Raw genomic sequence first — 16,344 nt, 5'->3', positions numbered from 1 at the left:
CGAGCGACGCCGTCATGGGTCCCGCGTGACCGGGCCGCATTCCCACTCCGGGGGTGCGGCCCGGTCACGTTTTCACGCTCCGTCGCGGTCCGGCCCGGTTCGGCCCGGTTCGGCGCCCACATATTCTTGTCCTCATGTACTTCACGGACCGTGGCATCGAGGAACTGGAGAAGCGGCGCGGCGAGGAGGAGGTCACCTTCGAGTGGCTCGCCGAGCAGTTGCGGACGTTCGTCGACCTCAACCCCGACTTCGAGGTGCCGGTGGAACGCCTGGCAACGTGGCTGGCCCGGCTGGACGACGACGAGGACGAGGAGTAGGAGGAGGCCGGCGAGCGTGCCGCGTGGGCGGGTGCGCCCCCGCCGCGCGTGCGGGTCCAGTCGCGCGAGGCCGCCTGTCGTGCGGGTTCAGTCGCGCGGGTGGGTGAGGGTGTGGCTCGCCAGTGCGAGGGCGCCGTGGGCCAGCAGGAGCGTCCCCGCGACGATCCAGCCGCCGCTGCGGTGCCGTAGGCCCCAGACGGCCAGCGGCAGGCCCGCGGCCATCTGGACGAGGGCCAGGACGGGCACGGCGGGCATGGACGACGGGCTGCCCGCGCGGGAGGGCCACAGCACGGGATGCCCGGCACCGGTGGCGCCCCCCGGCCGATCCGCCTCCCTCGCTCCGTATTCCCTCCGCTGCTTCTGTTCCCGGGTCTGTTCCCGGGTCTGGCCCCCGCGCTCGCCCCCGCCCGTAGCGCTCCTCTCGCCCGCCGTGCTCTCCTCCCCGCTCCCGTCCGCCTCGATCCGGCGGGTGTCCGGCTGGAGCCGGGCCGCTTCGAGCAGTCCGTCGGCGTTCTCACCGGGGACGAGTCCCGGGGGCAGGGATACGCCCGCGCGAGTGAGAACGGCGAGTACTCCGCTCAGCCGCGCGAAGGCGTCGGCGGCGGAATCGGGCTCGGTCAGCTCTTCCAGGGCCTGCATGTCCAGGACCGGGTCGAGGCCGAGCCGGCCCCCGAAGGTGCGCATGGCCTCCTCCATGCCGGCCGGTGTGCCGTCGGCCAGCCACACATAGCCGACCGGGTGGCGGAAGCCGATGGCGAGCGTGAACCCGGCCCGTTCGCCGTCCCACCACAGGGCCAGCACCGGCCAGGAGACGCCGACGGTGAGCGCGACGGCCCAGCCGTTGACCACCCGGTCCACCGGGTCCGTGCCGGACCGCCAGGGCCCGCCCTCGGGGACGAGCACACTCCAGTCATCGCCGGCCCGGGCGAGCAGCATGCGTTCGTGCAGCAGCCGGGCGGCGGGAACGACGGAGCCGGGCTCCGCGCGGCACAGCAGCAGGGCTCCCGGTACGGGACGGGCCCGGCCGGCGACCTGGGATGGTTCCGTCGACATGGTCACACCGTAGGACAATTCGCCCGACACGCAGGGCGACTGGTCACCGGAACGAGTGTCTTGACTTTCATCGACCGCGATATATCGTGAATTACGTGAGACGCGATATGGCGCGTCGGGATACGTGTGCGGCCATGTGCCGCACACCTCGTGCCGCCGTTTCGCCCTCCGGCAGTCAGACAAGACAGTCCCGGCAGCCCGTCCCAGGAGGTTCCACCATGTTCGAAAGGTCCGTCTCGGGGCCCGAGAAGCTCACTTTCGACGACCCGGTGGCCGAGCTCCACGTCCGCATCGTCAACGGAACGGTGAACGTGGTGGGCACGGACGAAGGTTCCGCCCGGCTGGAGATCTCCGAGACCGAGGGACCGCCGCTGATGGTGACCCAGCGGGACGGCGTCCTCACGGTGGCCTATGAGGACCTGCCCTGGAAGGGCTTCCTCAAGTGGCTGGACCGCAAGGGCTGGCGCCGCAGCGCGGTGGTCTCCCTGGCCGTTCCGGCGCATACGCGGGTCGAGGTGGGCGTGGTCGGCGCCGGTGCCGTCGTCTCCGGGGTCAAGGGGCCGACCGTGGTGAAGGGCGTCACGGGCGACGCGACTCTGGTCGCCCTCTCCGGCCCGGTCCGCGCGGACACGGTGTCCGGGAACATCGAGGCCCAGTCCGTCACCGGCGACCTCCGCTTCAACTCCGTCTCCGGCGACCTCACCGTGGTCGACGGCTCCGGCTCCACCGTGCGCGCGGACTCGGTCAGTGGCTCCATGATCGTGGACCTCGCTCCCGACGGTCCCACCGATATCCGGCTGACCAGCGTCTCCGGTGAGATCGCGATCCGGCTGCCCGATCCGGCGGATGCCGAGGTCGAGGCCAACACGGCGAGCGGCGCCGTCTCCAACGCCTTCGACGGCCTGCGGGTTCACGGCCAGTGGGGCGCACACAAGATCACCGGCCGGCTGGGCGCGGGCACCGGCAAGCTGCGGGCCACCACCGTCTCCGGCTCCATAGCCCTGCTGCGCCGCCCGCCCCACGAGGAGGAGAGCGAGCCGTGGGACGCGCCGCCCGCCGCCGGAGGCGGACCGGACACACCCGCGGATACACCCATGGAGGGACCTGCGGACCCGGGCGGCCCCGGGAGCCGGCCACGGGACAACCCGGGGGACGATTCCGTCCCCACTCCGGACCCCGACGCCACACCCGACGGCCCCACCGACAAGAAGGTGTTCTGACATGCCTCCCGTCTTCGCCCACGGACGCCTCCGCCTGTACCTGCTGAAGCTGCTGGACGAGGCCCCGCGCCACGGCTACGAGGTGATCCGTCTGCTCGAGGAGCGCTTCCATGGGCTGTACGCGCCCTCGGCGGGCACGGTCTACCCGCGCCTGGCCAAGCTGGAGGCGGAGGGCCTGGTCACCCACACCAGCGAGGGCGGCCGCAAGGTGTACTCGATCACGGACGCCGGCCGTGCCGAACTGGCCGACCGCAGCGGCGAACTGATCGACCTGGAGCTGGAGATCCGGGAGTCGGTCGCCGAGCTGGCCGCCGAGATCCGGGCCGACGTCCGCGGGGCGGCGGGTGACCTGCGCCGCGAGATGCGCGCCGCCGCCGGCCAGGCCCGCAAGGGCGGCCATGGCGCGGGGGCGTCGGGCGAAGCCGATGCGGAGACAGGCGATTTCACGGGCCCCGGCGAGAAGGATGCCTGGCGTGCCGCGAAGGAGGAGATGCGCCGCGCCAAGCAGGAGTGGAAGGAACAGGCCCGGCGCGCGAAGGACGAGAGCCGCCGCGCCCGCGACGAGGCGCAGCGTGCCCGCCATCAGGCCAAGGAGGCCCAGGACCGGGCCTCCGCCCAGGCCCAGGAGGAGGTGCAGCGCATCGCCCGGCGGGTCCAGGAGCAGATGCAGGACCACTTTTCACGCGGCGACTGGCCGACGGGCCTGCGTGAGGGCCTGGGTGAGCTGGTCAAGGAGGTGGGCGAGTTCGGCAAGGACTTCACCTTCGGCCGTACCGGCACGGAGAGCGCCACCCCGGAGCCCGGACCGTCCTACTCCCGGACCTCGGAGGACTTCCCCGCCGACTACACCCCGGACTGGGCGCACGAGGGCGCCACGGAGGACTCCACCGGCGACCCCGCGCGCGATCTGGACCGTCTGCTGGACCGCTTCCGGGACGACATCCGCGACGCGACCCGCGACCACGGCGTCACCCCGGACCAGCTCCGCGAAGCCCGCCGCCACCTGTCCACGGCCGCAGCCCGGATCGGAGCCCTCCTGCACGCCCCGAAGCCCTGACAAGGATCTCCCGCAAGCCTGCCGGGGCATCACCGGGACCGGCCGGACGCCGACGGGCCCCGGCCGTGCCCGGCAGGCCCGGTCCCGCCCGGCCCGCGACCGCACGCGACCCGGCCCACCTCGGCCGCCATGCGGGTGCACACCTCGGCCGGCTCCACCACGCTCTCCGGCCCGCCACCACCCGCCCACGGCGGAACTCGTGGACGGGCTCATGCCGGCGTCCTGACGGGCGGCCGGGACCCCTCCGCCGGCCCGGCCCCGATGGGCCCGGCGGTCCGACGGTCCAGTGGCCCGACAATCCGGAGATCCAGCGGCCCGACAGTCCGGCGGCCCGGACCCGATGGCCGCTCAGCCCGCCTTGGCCTCCCCGTCGCCGTACAGGACCCTCGTCAGGGACTCGTACGTGACGCCGTGATCCGCGAGAGCTTCTGCCGGAACGCCGGGGCGGACGGTCAGGGCCAGCAGAAGGTGTTCGTCGCCGATGTGTCGGTCGTGACGGTCGGTGGCGACCCGCAGGGCGCCCGCCAGGGCGTCCTTGGCCTCCCGGGTGAAGGGACGGTGCCCCGAGCGCCACCGGCCGGCGCTTCTCCCGTCGCGGGACATGGCTCCGGGGCCGTGCACGTCCTCCACCCTGGCGACGATCTCCGTGACATCGATGCCGAGCCCGGCCAGCGCGTCGGTCTCGGCCTGGGTCAGTCCGGCTCTCCGCCGCGCCTCCCCCACCGCGGCCCGCACCGAGTCCCGTCGCTCGGCGAGTCCGAGAGTGGCCAGCGCGAACGAAGCCCGGCCGCCCTCCCGGTCGATCAGGGCCAGCAGCAGATGGTCGGCACCGACATACCGCGCTCCGGCCTCCTCGGCCTGCTCGACGGCCCCCTTCACCACGGCGCGGGCATCCTTCGTGAACCGTTCGAACATCAATGCCTCCCGTACTTCTTGTGCGCGGCCTGCCTGCTCACTCCGAGCTCGTTGGCGATCTCCTGCCACGACCAGCCGTGGTTGCGCGCGTTGCGCACCTGCACGGCCTCCAACTGCTCCAGCAGTCTGCGCAGCGCGGCGACGGCCCGCAGGCCGACCCGCGGATCACGGTCACCCGCCCGCTCGGCAAGATCGGTTGCTTCGGTCATACCGTCAACGTACGTTGACAATATGCCGCGCGTCAACCCTGATTGACAAGCGGGCAAGCGGGCAAGCGGGCAGGTGGACAGGCAGACGGCCGGCCCGGAAACCGGGCCGGCCGTGAACCCCCACCGCGAGAGACGGCAGGACCGAGTGGTGTACCGCCGCGCGGTTACGGAGCAGTGAGCACGATCTTCCCGAACTGCTCGCCCGCCTCCATGCGCTCGAACCCTTCCCGGGCCCGGTCCATGGGCAGCACCTCGTCGATGACGGGCCGCACACCGGCGGCGGCGCAGAAGGCGAGCAGGTCCTCCAGTTCGTCCTTGCCGCCCATCGTCGACCCGACGACCTTGAGTTCCAGGAAGAAGATCCGGGTCAGTTCGGCGTGCGAGGGCCGGTCACCGCTGGTGGCACCGGAGATCACCAGCGTGCCGCCGGGCCGCAGCGACTTCACCGAGTGGGACCAGGTCGCGGCTCCCACCGTCTCGATGACCGCGTCGACCCGCTGCGGCAGCCGTGCCCCGGGCTCCAGCGCCTCCACCGCGCCCAGTTCCAGGGCCCGCTTCCGCTTCGCCTCGTCCCGGCTCGTGGTGAACACCCGCAGTCCCGCGGCCCTGCCCAGCACGATCGCGGCGGTGGCGACGCCCCCGCCGGCGCCCTGCACCAGGACGGAGTCGCCGGGTCGCACCCCGGCGTTGGTGAACAGCATCCGGTACGCGGTCAGCCAGGCCGTGGGCAGGCAGGCCGCCTCCTCGAAGGACAGCTCCTTCGGTTTGGGCAGGACGTTCCAGGTGGGCACGGCAACCTGCTCGGCGAACGTGCCGGGATAGCGCTCCGTCAGGATCGACCGGGGCTCCCCGGGGCCCACCCCGTGGCCGGTCTGTCCGATCACGGAGTGCAGGACGACCTCGTTGCCGTCCTCGTCGATCCCGGCGGCGTCGCAGCCGAGGATCATCGGCAGCCGGTCCTCCGGGAGGCCGACGCCCCGCAGGGACCACAGGTCATGGTGATTGAGAGAGGCGGCCTTCACGGTCACGGTGCTCCAGCCGGGACGAGCCTCGGGAGCCGGACGCTCCCCCAGCTCCAGACCGGAAAGCGGCTGGTCACGGTCGATTCGGGCGGCGTAGACAGCGAACATGACCTTGACGATAGGTTGCCCGTCCCTCTGACGGAACAACGCGGCGCTGTGAGACACGCCTTCTTGCCCAAGTGCCCCGGCACGGCCCGCCCCGGCGCCCCGGCACAGCTCGCCCGGCCCCGGCCCTCAAGCGCCAAGCCCTCGCCCCCGCCCCCGCCCCCGCCCCCGCCCGGCGAGCGCCCCCACAAAGGAGTCGGCCCCGTCCACCCGAGGACGAGGCCGACTCCGGCACACCTTCGCGCGCCTCAGCGGCGGGCGACGCCCTCCGCACGGGCCGCCGCGGCGACTGCCGCGGTCACCGCCGGCGCGACCCGCTCGTCGAACGGGGACGGGATGACGTAGTCGGGCGCGAGATCGTCCCCCACCACCGCCGCCAGCGCCTCTGCCGCCGCCAGCTTCATCCCCTCGGTGATCCGCGAGGCCCGCACCTGCAGCGCCCCGGCGAAGATTCCGGGGAACGCCAGCACGTTGTTGATCTGGTTCGGGAAGTCCGACCGCCCGGTGGCCACGACCGCCGCGTACTTGCGCGCGATCTCCGGGTGCACCTCGGGCTCCGGGTTGGCCATGGCGAAGACGAAGGCGCCCTTCGCCATCGACGCCACCGCCGTCTCCGGCACCGTACCGCCGGAGACGCCGATGAAGACGTCGGCCCCGGCCAGCGCGTCCTCGAGCGATCCGGACAGACCCGCCTTGTTGGTGAACGCCGCCAGTTCGCGCTTGACCGGCGTGAGGTCCTCCCGGTCCCGCGAGACGACGCCCTTGCGGTCGGCCACCGCGACATCGCCGACGCCGGCCTCGACCAGCATCTTCGCGATGGCGACACCGGCCGCTCCGGCGCCCGAGATCACGGCCCGCAGTTCGCCCAGGGTCCGCCCGCTCAGCCGCGCCGCGTTCCGCAGCGCCGCCAGCGACACGATCGCGGTGCCGTGCTGGTCGTCGTGGAAGACCGGGATGTCCAGCCGTTCCTGCAGACGCTGTTCGATCTCGAAGCACCGGGGTGCCGAGATGTCCTCCAGGTTCACGCCGCCGAAGGACGGGGCGAGCCGGACCACGGTCTCGATGATCTCGTCCACGTCGGTGCAGTTCAGGGCGAGCGGAATCGCGTCCACGCCGCCGAACTGCTTGAAGAGGATGGCCTTGCCCTCCATCACCGGGAGGGAGGCCTCGGGTCCGATGTCACCGAGTCCCAGCACGGCCGTACCGTCGGTGACGACGGCGACGACCGAGGACTTCCAGGTGTAGTCGTGGACGAGGTCCGGCTGGTCGGCGATCGCGCTGCACACTTTCGCGACGCCGGGTGTGTACGCCAGGGACAGGTCGTCCCGGTCACGGAGCGGCACGGTGGCTTGCACAGCCATCTTGCCGCCGCGGTGCAGCGCGAATGCCGGGTCGAAGGACTCGAGGGGCTCCGCCCCGCCGTCCTGCTCGGTATGACCGGTCCGGCCTTCGCTGTCGCTGCGAGGATTCACAATCTCCGCTGCCACTTGGTTGTACCCCTTAATCGATCATGGTTTGAGGGTTGCCGCTCCGGGTGAGGAGCGGGCGGGACCGCGCAGAGCCCGGTGGGTTGATGCGACGGGCTCGGACGCGACGGGCGCGCCGCACACGCGCCCTAGATCCCCGGATGAGGGGTGTAAAGCACCTTCTTACCGGACCGACGCCTTCGGCGACGAGTCCATAACGCATAGGTCACACGCGGGTGCCAGGACCCATCGACCGTTTTCAGGACAAGACCCGGACGAACACTCGGCAAGTGCTCAAGGTCCGGCAAGTCCGGCGGCCGACCGCTCCATACTCCCTCTACGGCCAGAGATCTTCCGGCCGTAATGGCGTAATCCCGCAGACTGTCCGGCCATGGTGGAGCGGATGCGTGCGGTTCGAGCGTCACCTGTTATCCGATTTTGACATGGCGAGCCCTCTGAGCGGCGCAGTCCGAATGGCAAGATGCGGTAATCACACGAGGTCGCGACACTCGAAGACGTGTGCTCCCGTCGACCTGCGGCACTGCCGATCCCCATCGGCAGTGGCCGACCCCATCGGCATCCCACCCTTCCGCCGGAGGAACCACCATGACCGCACGTATCACCCGTCGCTCCCTCGCCGCCAAGTCCCGACTGGCAGCGGTGGGCGCGATCGCGGTCGCAGGCTCCCTGCTCGTCACCGGCTGCGGTGACCAGACCAAGGACAACGGCTCGGACAGCGGCGACACCGCGTCCAGCAGCACCGCCCCGCTGGCCGACAAGCTGCCCAAGTCGATACGCGACAAGGGCGTCATCAAGGTCGGCTCGGACATCGCGTACGCCCCGGTCGAGTTCAAGGACGACTCCGGCAACACGGTCGGCATCGACCCGGACCTCGCGAACGCCATGGGCAAGGAGCTCGGCGTGAAGTTCGAGTTCCAGAACGGCACGTTCGACACCCTCGTGGGCGGTCTCGCGTCCAAGCGCTACGACATCGCGATGTCGGCCATGACCGACACCAAGGACCGCCAGGAGGGCATCGACGCCGACACCGGCAAGAAGGTCGGTGCCGGCGTCGACTTCGTCGACTACTTCATAGCGGGCGTTTCGCTCTACACCAACAAGGGCGACGACCAGGGCATCAAGACCTGGGACGACCTGTGCGGCAAGACCATGGCGGTCCAGCGCAACACCTTCTCCCACGACCTCGCCAAGGACCAGGCGAAGAAGTGCGTGGAGGACGGCAAGAAGACGCTGAAGATCGAGGACTTCGCGACCAACCCCGAGGCCGAGACCCGGATGCGCTCCAAGGGCGCGAACGTCGTCTCCGCCGACTTCCCGATCGCCGCGTACTCCGTGAAGAACTCCGGCGGCGGCGAGTACTTCGAGGTCGTCGGCGACCAGGTCGAGGCGGGCCCGTACGGCATCGCCGTCGCCAAGGACAACACCGAGCTGCGCGACGCCCTGCAGGCGGCGGTCCAGGCGGTCATCGACAGCGGCGAGTACAAGAAGATCGTCGAGAAGTGGGGCGTCGAAGACGGCGCGATCACCGAGGCCAAGATCAACGGCGGCTCCTGAACCGGCCCGTTCGACGCGGCTCTGAAAGGCTCCATTCGTGACTGCTGACGTCAACAAGACGGCCGGCCCCGACGCGACGCCCCCCGCCGGGCCGGAGGCCATCAAGGCCGTTCCGGTCCGGCACCCGGGGCGGTACGTGTCCGCGGCCGTCGCGCTCTTCCTTCTGGGCTCGGTCATCTACGCCTTCGCCCAAGGCAAGATCAACTGGGATGCGATCCCCGAGTACTTCTTCGACGACCGCATCATCGACGGCGTCCTGAACACCCTGCTCCTCACGGTGCTGTCGATGGTGATCGGCATCGCCGGAGGCATCCTGCTCGCCGTGATGCGCCTGTCGAAGAACCCGGTGACGTCGTCGATCGCGTGGTTCTACATCTGGTTCTTCCGCGGCACACCGGTCCTGGTCCAGCTCTTCGTCTGGTTCAACCTCGGCCTGGTGTTCGAGTACATCAACATGGGCCCGTTCTACAAGGACTACTGGTCGTCCTTCATGACGCCGCTGCTGGCGGCGCTGCTCGGCCTGGGGCTCAACGAGGCCGCCTACATGGCCGAGATCTGCCGCGCCGGCCTGCTCTCGGTCGACGAGGGACAGACCGAGGCGTCGCACGCCCTGGGCATGAGCCACACGAAGACCCTCCGCCGGATCGTCATCCCGCAGGCCATGCGCGTCATCGTGCCGCCGACCGGCAACGAAGTGATCAACATGCTGAAGACGACCTCGCTCGTCTCGGCGGTGCAGTTCTACGACCTCTTCAAGGAGGCGCAGGACATCGGCCAGAACGCGGGCTCGCCGGTGGAGATGTACTTCCTGGCCGCCGCCTGGTACCTGATCATGACCTCGATCCTGAGCGTCGGGCAGTACTACGTCGAGCGGTACTACGCCCGCGGTTCGAGCCATTCCCTGCCTCCGACACCGCTGCAGCGTCTCAAGGCCGCGGTGCTTCCCACGCGCCGCCCGAAGGGAGTCACGGTATGAACCAGTCCTCCCCCGCCATGGTCAAGGCCGAGGGCGTCCACAAGTCCTTCGGTCCCGTGGAGGTCCTCAAGGGCATCGACCTGGAGGTGAAGTCCGGCGAGGTGTTCTGCCTCATCGGCCCCTCCGGCTCCGGCAAGTCCACCTTCCTGAGGTGTATCAACCACCTCGAGAAGGTCAACGCGGGACGTCTGTACGTCGACGGGGAGCTGGTCGGCTACCGCCAGAAGGGCGACAAGCTGTACGAGCTCAAGGACGGCGAGGTCGCGCTGAAGCGCCGGGACATCGGCATGGTCTTCCAGCGCTTCAACCTGTTCCCGCACATGACCGCGCTGGAGAACGTCATCGAGGCGCCGGTGCAGGTGCGGGGCGTGAGCAGGGCGCAGGCCCGGGAGCGCGCGGGGCAGCTGCTGGAGCGCGTGGGCCTGGCCGACAAGGCCAGGAACTACCCCTCGCAGCTCTCCGGCGGCCAGCAGCAGCGGGTGGCGATCGCGCGGGCGCTCGCCATGGACCCGAAGCTGATGCTGTTCGACGAGCCGACCTCTGCCCTCGACCCGGAGCTCGTCGGTGACGTCCTCGACGTCATGCGCGACCTGGCCGAGTCGGGCATGACGATGGTCGTCGTCACCCACGAGATGGGCTTCGCCCGCGAGGTGGGCGACAGCCTGGTCTTCATGGACGGCGGCGTGGTGGTCGAGTCCGGCCTCCCGCGGGACGTGCTGACCGACCCGCAGCACGAGCGGACGAAGTCGTTCCTGTCCAAGGTGCTCTGACACCGCGCGGGGCACATCGCACGCGGTGTGCTGGGCTCAGGGCTCGGGGGCGGTACGGAGGTCATCCGTACCGCCCCCGCCCATATGGTCCCTGTGGACGGCCGGCCTCACTTGAGCGCGAGCAACAGGGTGTCCGAGGGTGAGCACCACACGGGGCGGGCCTCGGCGAACCCCTTCTCGCGCAGCACCCGGGCCTGCCATGCGGCGGACGGCATGTCGCCGTCGGCGTGCTCGCCGTAGATCTCGAAGCGGCGGGCGGTGGGCTCGGCGAGGACGGGGTCCGCGGCCGCGGTCTCCCACCATTCCGCCCAGTCGAGGACGCCGCTCCGCTTGGCCTGGTCCATGTGCGCGTGACGCCGGGCGCGCTCGGCCGCGTTGATCCGGGGGGTCGCCTCGTCGATCATGCGGTCCGCGTTCATGAAGGCACCGCCGGGGCGGACCAGCCGCGCGACCTGGCCGTAGAGGTCCGCGAGGGGTTCGCTGTGCAGCCAGTGGAGGGCGGTCGCGGTCAGTACGGCGTCGTAGGAGTCGTGGGGAAGCCCGGCGGGCCAGTCGGGGTCCTTGAGGTCGGCCGTGACGAGGGAGACCCGCTCGTCGCCCTCGAAGGTGCCCTCGGCGATGGTGAGCAGCGCCGGGTCCAGGTCGACTCCGGTGCTGGTGGCGTCCGGGAACCGGGCGAGCAGCCGGGCGGTGATGGTCCCCGTGCCGCAGGCGAGGTCCAGGACGCGCGGGGAGGTGCCGACGACGGCCTCCACCATGTCGAGCATGACCCGCAGCCGCTCCTCGCGGTCGGGCATGTACCACTCCTGCTGCCGGTCCCAGCTCTCCTGCCAGGTCTGCCAGTCGACCGTGGGCGTACTGGTGTTCGCGGTCATGGTGAAGCCCCTCCCGCATCACGAAACGTAATACCCTTTAACTGTGATCGCCTGTTACTTGATCACGGGTACGACCATAGACCTTCAAAGTAAGGACTACAAGTGCAGCTGGCCTATTACTCGGACTATGCCGTGCGCCTCGTCAACACCGAGGAACCGGCCCGGGGCACGGACACCCTGACCTCGGTGGACTCCGTCCGCGGTCTGTTCGGCGCCAACCAGTCCGCGGCACGGCGCGCGACCGAGGCGGACGTGACCCGGTTCCGTTCCGTCCGGGCCCGGCTGCGCGCGGTCTTCGAGGCGGCGGACGCGGGCGACGAGACGCTCGGCGTCGACCTGTTGAACTCGCTGCTGCTGGAGTTCCCGGTGAGCCCGCAGATCTCCGGACACGACTTCCGCGACGACGACGGCCGCCCGCTGTGGCACATGCACCTGGCCGACCATCCGTCCAACGCGACCGCCGGCTACGCCGCCATCGCCGCGATGGGCCTGGCCTTCCACCTCACCGAGCACGGCGTGGACCGCCTCGGCCTGTGCGAGGCGCCGCCCTGCCGCAACGCCTATCTCGACACGTCGACCAACCGCTCCCGGCGCTACTGCTCGGACCGCTGCGCCACGCGCGCCAACGTGGCCGCCTACCGCGCCCGCAAACGCCTGGAGGCCGGGCGGACGGAGAACACCGGCCGGGCCGCCGAAAGCGCCCAGCCCACCACGGCCAGCGGCGACCGCTGACCCGGTGGGCGCGGCCGGTAGCGCAGGCGGACCCGGCCGAGCACCAGTTCGTCGGGCACCACCCCGTAGTCGGTGCTGTCGCCGCCGGCGTGCCGGTTGTCCCCCAGCACCCACCAGCCGCCCTCGCACCGCTCTACGGCCCGTTTGACCACGAGCAGATCCTGCTGGAACGGGTGCCGCAGCACGATGACGCACCCCGGCCCGACCCTGGCCCCGTAGTGCACCAGGAGTCGGTCCCCGTGGTACAGCGTGGGCACCATGGACGGTCCCGTCACCTCGGCCACCCCGAAGGGCAGCGGCGCCCCCGCCCGCTCGGCGTCCTGCGACAGCTCCGGCATCACCCGGCACCTCCCCGGTTCTTCCTCCACCAGTCCCAGTCTGACCCCGGACTTTTGTCCTAAGCCCCCGGGGGCACTCGCGAAATCCACTCCTCCACGGAGTAATGTCCCCTGTGAGAAGACGATCACGAGGAAGGATGCTCCATGCTTTCCCGCCTGTTTGCCCCCAAGGTCAAGGTCAGTGCCCACTGCGACCTCCCCTGCGGCGTGTACGACCCGGCCCAGGCCCGCATCGAGGCAGAGTCGGTGAAGGCCGTCCAGGAAAAGATGGCCGGCAACGACGACCCTCACTTCCAGGCCCGCGCCACCGTCATCAAGGAGCAGCGCGCCGAACTGGCGAAGCACCACGTCTCCGTCCTGTGGAGCGACTACTTCAAGCCCCCGCACTTCGAGAAGTACCCGGAGCTGCACCAGCTGGTCAACGACACCCTGAAGGCCCTGTCGGCCGCCAAGGCCTCGACCGACCCGGCCACCGGCCAGAAGGCGCTGGACTACATCGCCCAGATCGACAAGATCTTCTGGGAGACGAAGAAGGCTTGATCTCCGATCATGCCGATTGACCTGCGGTTTCTTCGATCGCCTGGTCTACCTGCCCGCACCCGGCCCGCAGGCCGCCGAGAACGGCGTCCCTGACGGTCCGGGTGCGGTCTTCTTCGCCCGGCCCCGGATACGCGTGGATCCGCGGTGTGACGACGGCGAACGACGACGGCGAACGCGTGGCCGAGGACGGATCTGCACCAGCCCGACGCCCGCGCCCGCAGATCCATGCCCCGGCCCACGCTCAAGCGGCTGAGCGAAGGGCCCGCGGAACGCGGCCGACGCCGACAGCCGCCCGGGCGGCCTGCCGGCCGTTCAGTCCGGCCACGAGCCTTTCCAGCGTCCCGTGGGCTTTGCTCACTGCCGCGACAGAAGGTTGCGTGATCCCCGTCCTACAGGGACGAGGTCCGGTCGAGGGCGGCCGGGACCTGGGCGGCAAGTTCCCTGAGGGGCTCACCGCTCAGCCGGCATACCCTCCACTCGTCCAGGAACTCCACGCCGAGCGACGTGTAGAAGTCGATCGTCGGCTCGTTCCAGGCCAGGACCCACCACTCGAAGCGCTCGTAGCCCCTCTGTTCACAGATCACGGCCAGGGAGGCGAGCAGCGCCTTGCCGTGTCCCCCGCCGCGGGCGGACGGGCGGACGTAAAGGTCCTCCAGGTGCATGCCGCGCGTGCCGGTCCAGGTCGAGAAGCGGGGGAACCACAGGGCGTAGCCCACGACCTCGCCCGTCTCGTCGTCACCGGCGATCAGTGCGAAAGCAGCGGGATGTTCTCCGAACAGCGCCTCGCGGAGTTGCTCCTCGGTCGCCCGGGCCTGCTCGACAGCCCGTTCGTACGCGGCGAGTTCGCGGATCATCGCACGGATCTCCGCGACATCCTTCACAGTGGCGGACCGGATCATGCCGGAGATCATCGGTCACGGTACCGAGCCATGTCCATCCCATTCCGCGCCTTCTCGGCGGAGTGACCTGCTGCGCCAGATCGACGCCGGGCTGCGCATACGGCTCGCGCCCGGCCCCGCGGTCGTCGCCGAACTGTTGGCCCGGCCGCGGGACCGCTCGCTCGTCGCCGCGTTCATGCACGACCTGATGGCGCGTGCGACCGGTGACCGCACGGGCCGGCCGGCCCTGCTGGAGATGCGGCTGGAGGCCACCCGGCGCCCCGGGCTGCTCGCCTCCTGCACCGCCCCTCGGTCCGTGGCGACCTCGTGGAGGGCATGGAGTTCCAGCGGACCGCCGGGCTTCCGGGCGGCGACGAGACGGTGGCGGTGCTGTACCTGGCCATGCTCGGGCTGATCCTGGAGCACCTGACGCTGCCGGGCGTCCTGGACGGCGTACTGCCCGGGGTGAGCGTGCCGGACGGATTCGTGGACCGGATCGTGGCGACGATCGTGCCGGAGACTGCGGAGAAACGGGTGGGGGAACGGACTCAGGAACAGTGCGTGCCGGGCGGTTCCGCGGGCCCTCTGACGGGGAGGGCGGCGGAAGGGGCGGGTATGGCCTCTCCCGTCCCGCGTTCGGCTCCCGTGGGCCACACGACCTCCACGGGGATGCCCCGGGCTCGGGCGTACGTCACCAAGTGGGCGGTGGCGTCACGGCCGTTGGAAGGGGAGCCGTCCCAGACCGCCAGGAGCAGGCCGCTGGTGGCGATCATCCGCTCGTCCGCGCCGACGCAGGAATCCCGGTGGTTCGGGTCGTACGACAGGAGCCGCGCCTGGTCGGCGAGGTTCAGCAGTTCACCGGTGGCCATCCGGTCGCGCCGGGGCGGCATGGCGGGGACACCGTTGTGCGTGGGGATGACCACGACCAGGCGATGGCCCGACGCACTCGCCGCCCGGCCGAACGCCAGCGGTGCTCCCGCACCGCAGCGCACCATGACCGGCCCCGGCTCGACGTGCTGCTCCAGTTGCTTCAGCCGCTCCTGGAACGCGGACTCCACCAGCGCGAGTGCGTGCGGGGTCAGATCGGCGTGCCCGACCGCCGCGATCTCCCGTTTCGCCGCCCCGCCTCCCGCTGCCCCGCCTCCCGTCGCCCCACCGCTCGGCGCCTGATCGCCTGCCGCCCGGTTGTCGCGCGCCGTTGTGCTCATCTCGCCCCTGACAGTCCTCGCCGACCGGTCCTCGCGAGGGCCAGTGAAGCGGGGACGCACGCCGGCAGCCAGGGCCGAACGTCCCTGATAGGGCGGGAAACCGGCCCGCTCGGGCTCAGCCGGGCCCACTCGGGCGTGGGCAGGTGGGGTGTCGGCCGGTCATGGGTGCGGGGGTTCTCACCTGCTGCTCCAGCAAAGCTGGAACGGGCGGCCAGGACGCCAGGACACCCCACACCGTTCGGGGTGTCCGCAGTGAGCAGGAATGGGCTCAGGGCTCACTCCTGCCCACTGACCGGGAACGGTTCGCGCCACATCGGCCACATGTGAGGGCCGCCCGGGAGCGGCAGGGGCTCGCCGGCGGGGACGAAACCGAGGCGTTCGTACAACAGGCGGCTGCGGACACTGCTCGCCTCCAGATAGGCGGGCAGCCCCTCGCGGTCGCAGCGGTCGAGGACCGAACCGATGAGCGCGGTACCGAGCCCCTCGCCCTGACGGCCGGGCGCCACGCCGATCATCCACAGGTACTCGTGGGCCCGCCCGGTGGGGTGGACGTCCGCCGTCAGCCGGCCGATCATCTCCACCCTCTCGTTCTCCGGGTCGACGGCCCGGCGCACCTGCGCCGGCCCCTCGTCGTCCGCCGGGTCCCCGGCGCCGTGGTCGTCCGCCGGCATCGACATCCACAGCGCGCACGCCGAGCCGTCCTCCGTGACGTCGATGCGTCCCCCGGCGAGCACGATGTCGGTGAAGGCTCCCATCAGCCTGTGGTGCGTCGTACGGCGGTACTCCGTGCCCGGGAAGACCCAGCCACTGACCGGGTCGTCCTGGAACGCCTCGTCCAGGAGCCGGACCAACAGCTCACGGTCCCCGTCCCCGGCCGTCCGGATCGCCACACCCATGTCCGTCCCTCCGCCTCAACCCTCGCCTACCGTACGGGGGTTGACCCTATCGGGACGACGACTCCCGAGGGGAGGACGACTACGGCCGGCCGCCGGAAGCCCTCTGCCCTGCCGCGACAGGGCAGAGGCAGAAGGCGTCGCAGGGCCCCGCACACCATGGGGAAGTGCGGGGCGCCGCGGCCCGGGCCGTCC

The 16,344-nt window shown here is 70.8% G+C and carries 18 protein-coding genes and 1 pseudogene; 9 read left to right on the top strand and 10 right to left on the bottom strand.

Annotated features, from left to right (window positions below):
- The first annotated feature begins 134 nt into the window (after positions 1-134).
- Positions 135-317 carry a DUF6104 family protein gene (locus tag V4Y04_RS25190; protein WP_018571400.1) on the top strand — a complete coding sequence of 61 codons (183 nt, stop codon included), beginning with the start codon at positions 135-137 and terminating at the stop codon, positions 315-317.
- An 87-nt stretch (positions 318-404) separates the two neighbouring features.
- Here the strand turns inward: V4Y04_RS25190 and V4Y04_RS25185 are convergent, their stop codons facing one another.
- Entirely contained in the window at positions 405-1,370 is a 966-nt protein-coding gene (locus V4Y04_RS25185; protein ID WP_332430590.1) for a hypothetical protein, read from the bottom strand.
- Positions 1,371-1,588: 218 nt separating this feature from the next.
- On the opposite strand from V4Y04_RS25185, the gene V4Y04_RS25180 reads away from it, so the two are divergent.
- Complete coding sequence (locus V4Y04_RS25180; protein WP_332430589.1) at positions 1,589-2,590, top strand: DUF4097 family beta strand repeat-containing protein; 1,002 nt, start codon at positions 1,589-1,591, stop codon at positions 2,588-2,590.
- Position 2,591: 1 nt separating this feature from the next.
- A complete protein-coding gene (locus tag V4Y04_RS25175) occupies positions 2,592-3,647 on the top strand; it encodes a PadR family transcriptional regulator (protein WP_332430588.1) in 1,056 nt (351 codons plus the stop codon).
- A 348-nt stretch (positions 3,648-3,995) separates the two neighbouring features.
- On the opposite strand, the gene V4Y04_RS25170 is transcribed toward V4Y04_RS25175, so the two are convergent.
- The 4 genes from V4Y04_RS25170 to V4Y04_RS25155 all read right to left on the bottom strand — a co-directional run bounded on the left by V4Y04_RS25170 (position 3,996) and on the right by V4Y04_RS25155 (position 7,385).
- Positions 3,996-4,562, bottom strand: a complete 567-nt coding sequence (locus tag V4Y04_RS25170) for a Clp protease N-terminal domain-containing protein (protein WP_332430587.1) — start codon at positions 4,560-4,562, stop codon at positions 3,996-3,998.
- Entirely contained in the window at positions 4,562-4,771 is a 210-nt protein-coding gene (locus tag V4Y04_RS25165) for an HTH domain-containing protein (RefSeq protein ID WP_332430586.1), read from the bottom strand. Before V4Y04_RS25165 ends, V4Y04_RS25170 begins: the two co-directional genes overlap by 1 nt.
- Before the next feature lie 164 nt (positions 4,772-4,935).
- Positions 4,936-5,901, bottom strand: coding sequence for a zinc-binding dehydrogenase (locus V4Y04_RS25160; RefSeq protein WP_332430585.1), 966 nt, complete (start codon positions 5,899-5,901; stop codon positions 4,936-4,938).
- A gap of 245 nt (positions 5,902-6,146) precedes the next feature.
- Positions 6,147-7,385 (bottom strand): NAD(P)-dependent malic enzyme, encoded by a 1,239-nt coding sequence (locus tag V4Y04_RS25155; protein WP_332430584.1) that lies wholly within the window; start codon positions 7,383-7,385, stop codon positions 6,147-6,149.
- Positions 7,386-7,970: 585 nt separating this feature from the next.
- Here V4Y04_RS25155 and V4Y04_RS25150 point away from each other — a divergent pair.
- From V4Y04_RS25150 to V4Y04_RS25140, 3 genes are read left to right on the top strand one after another with little or no spacing between them, the layout of a single operon-like run.
- Positions 7,971-8,939: an ABC transporter substrate-binding protein gene (locus tag V4Y04_RS25150; protein WP_332430583.1), complete on the top strand. Its 969-nt coding sequence runs from the start codon at positions 7,971-7,973 to the stop codon at positions 8,937-8,939.
- Between the two features lie 37 nt (positions 8,940-8,976).
- Positions 8,977-9,915: an amino acid ABC transporter permease gene (locus tag V4Y04_RS25145; RefSeq protein ID WP_332430582.1), complete on the top strand. Its 939-nt coding sequence runs from the start codon at positions 8,977-8,979 to the stop codon at positions 9,913-9,915.
- Positions 9,912-10,685, top strand: coding sequence for an amino acid ABC transporter ATP-binding protein (locus tag V4Y04_RS25140; RefSeq protein WP_332430581.1), 774 nt, complete (start codon positions 9,912-9,914; stop codon positions 10,683-10,685). The genes V4Y04_RS25145 and V4Y04_RS25140 overlap by 4 nt, the downstream gene beginning before the upstream one ends.
- Before the next feature lie 107 nt (positions 10,686-10,792).
- Here V4Y04_RS25140 and V4Y04_RS25135 read toward each other — a convergent pair whose 3' ends face one another.
- Positions 10,793-11,560 carry a class I SAM-dependent methyltransferase gene (locus V4Y04_RS25135; RefSeq protein ID WP_332430580.1) on the bottom strand — a complete coding sequence of 256 codons (768 nt, stop codon included), beginning with the start codon at positions 11,558-11,560 and terminating at the stop codon, positions 10,793-10,795.
- A 102-nt stretch (positions 11,561-11,662) separates the two neighbouring features.
- Between V4Y04_RS25135 and V4Y04_RS25130 the strand changes: the two genes are divergently transcribed.
- On the top strand, positions 11,663-12,292 hold the full coding sequence (locus tag V4Y04_RS25130; RefSeq protein WP_332430579.1) for a CGNR zinc finger domain-containing protein: 630 nt from the start codon (positions 11,663-11,665) through the stop codon (positions 12,290-12,292).
- Here V4Y04_RS25130 and sodX read toward each other — a convergent pair.
- Positions 12,196-12,630, bottom strand: a complete 435-nt coding sequence (sodX, locus tag V4Y04_RS25125) for a nickel-type superoxide dismutase maturation protease (protein WP_332430578.1) — start codon at positions 12,628-12,630, stop codon at positions 12,196-12,198. The genes V4Y04_RS25130 and sodX overlap by 97 nt on opposite strands.
- 144 nt (positions 12,631-12,774) lie before the next feature.
- Between sodX and sodN the strand changes: the two genes are divergently transcribed.
- Positions 12,775-13,170 (top strand): superoxide dismutase, Ni, encoded by a 396-nt coding sequence (gene sodN / locus V4Y04_RS25120; protein WP_004983535.1) that lies wholly within the window; start codon positions 12,775-12,777, stop codon positions 13,168-13,170.
- A gap of 389 nt (positions 13,171-13,559) precedes the next feature.
- On the opposite strand, the gene V4Y04_RS25115 is transcribed toward sodN, so the two are convergent.
- Positions 13,560-14,069, bottom strand: coding sequence for a GNAT family N-acetyltransferase (locus tag V4Y04_RS25115; RefSeq protein WP_332430576.1), 510 nt, complete (start codon positions 14,067-14,069; stop codon positions 13,560-13,562).
- 58 nt (positions 14,070-14,127) lie between these two features.
- Here V4Y04_RS25115 and V4Y04_RS25110 point away from each other — a divergent pair.
- A pseudogene (locus V4Y04_RS25110) lies at positions 14,128-14,567 on the top strand (TetR/AcrR family transcriptional regulator); the annotation flags it as partial.
- A 29-nt stretch (positions 14,568-14,596) separates the two neighbouring features.
- Here the strand turns inward: V4Y04_RS25110 and V4Y04_RS25105 are convergent.
- Together V4Y04_RS25105 and V4Y04_RS25100 are read right to left on the bottom strand one after the other, a co-directional pair.
- Positions 14,597-15,256, bottom strand: coding sequence for a hypothetical protein (locus tag V4Y04_RS25105; RefSeq protein WP_443080204.1), 660 nt, complete (start codon positions 15,254-15,256; stop codon positions 14,597-14,599).
- Between the two features lie 275 nt (positions 15,257-15,531).
- Complete coding sequence (locus V4Y04_RS25100; protein WP_332430575.1) at positions 15,532-16,152, bottom strand: GNAT family N-acetyltransferase; 621 nt, start codon at positions 16,150-16,152, stop codon at positions 15,532-15,534.
- Positions 16,153-16,344: the final 192 nt, after the last annotated feature.

Origin of the sequence: Streptomyces sp. P9-A2, assembly GCF_036634175.1 — a bacterium.
GTDB classification, from domain to species: Bacteria; Actinomycetota; Actinomycetes; order Streptomycetales; family Streptomycetaceae; genus Streptomyces; species Streptomyces pratens.
Note: the sequence above shows the minus strand (reverse complement) of the source record. Positions and strands in the feature narration are given on the sequence as shown.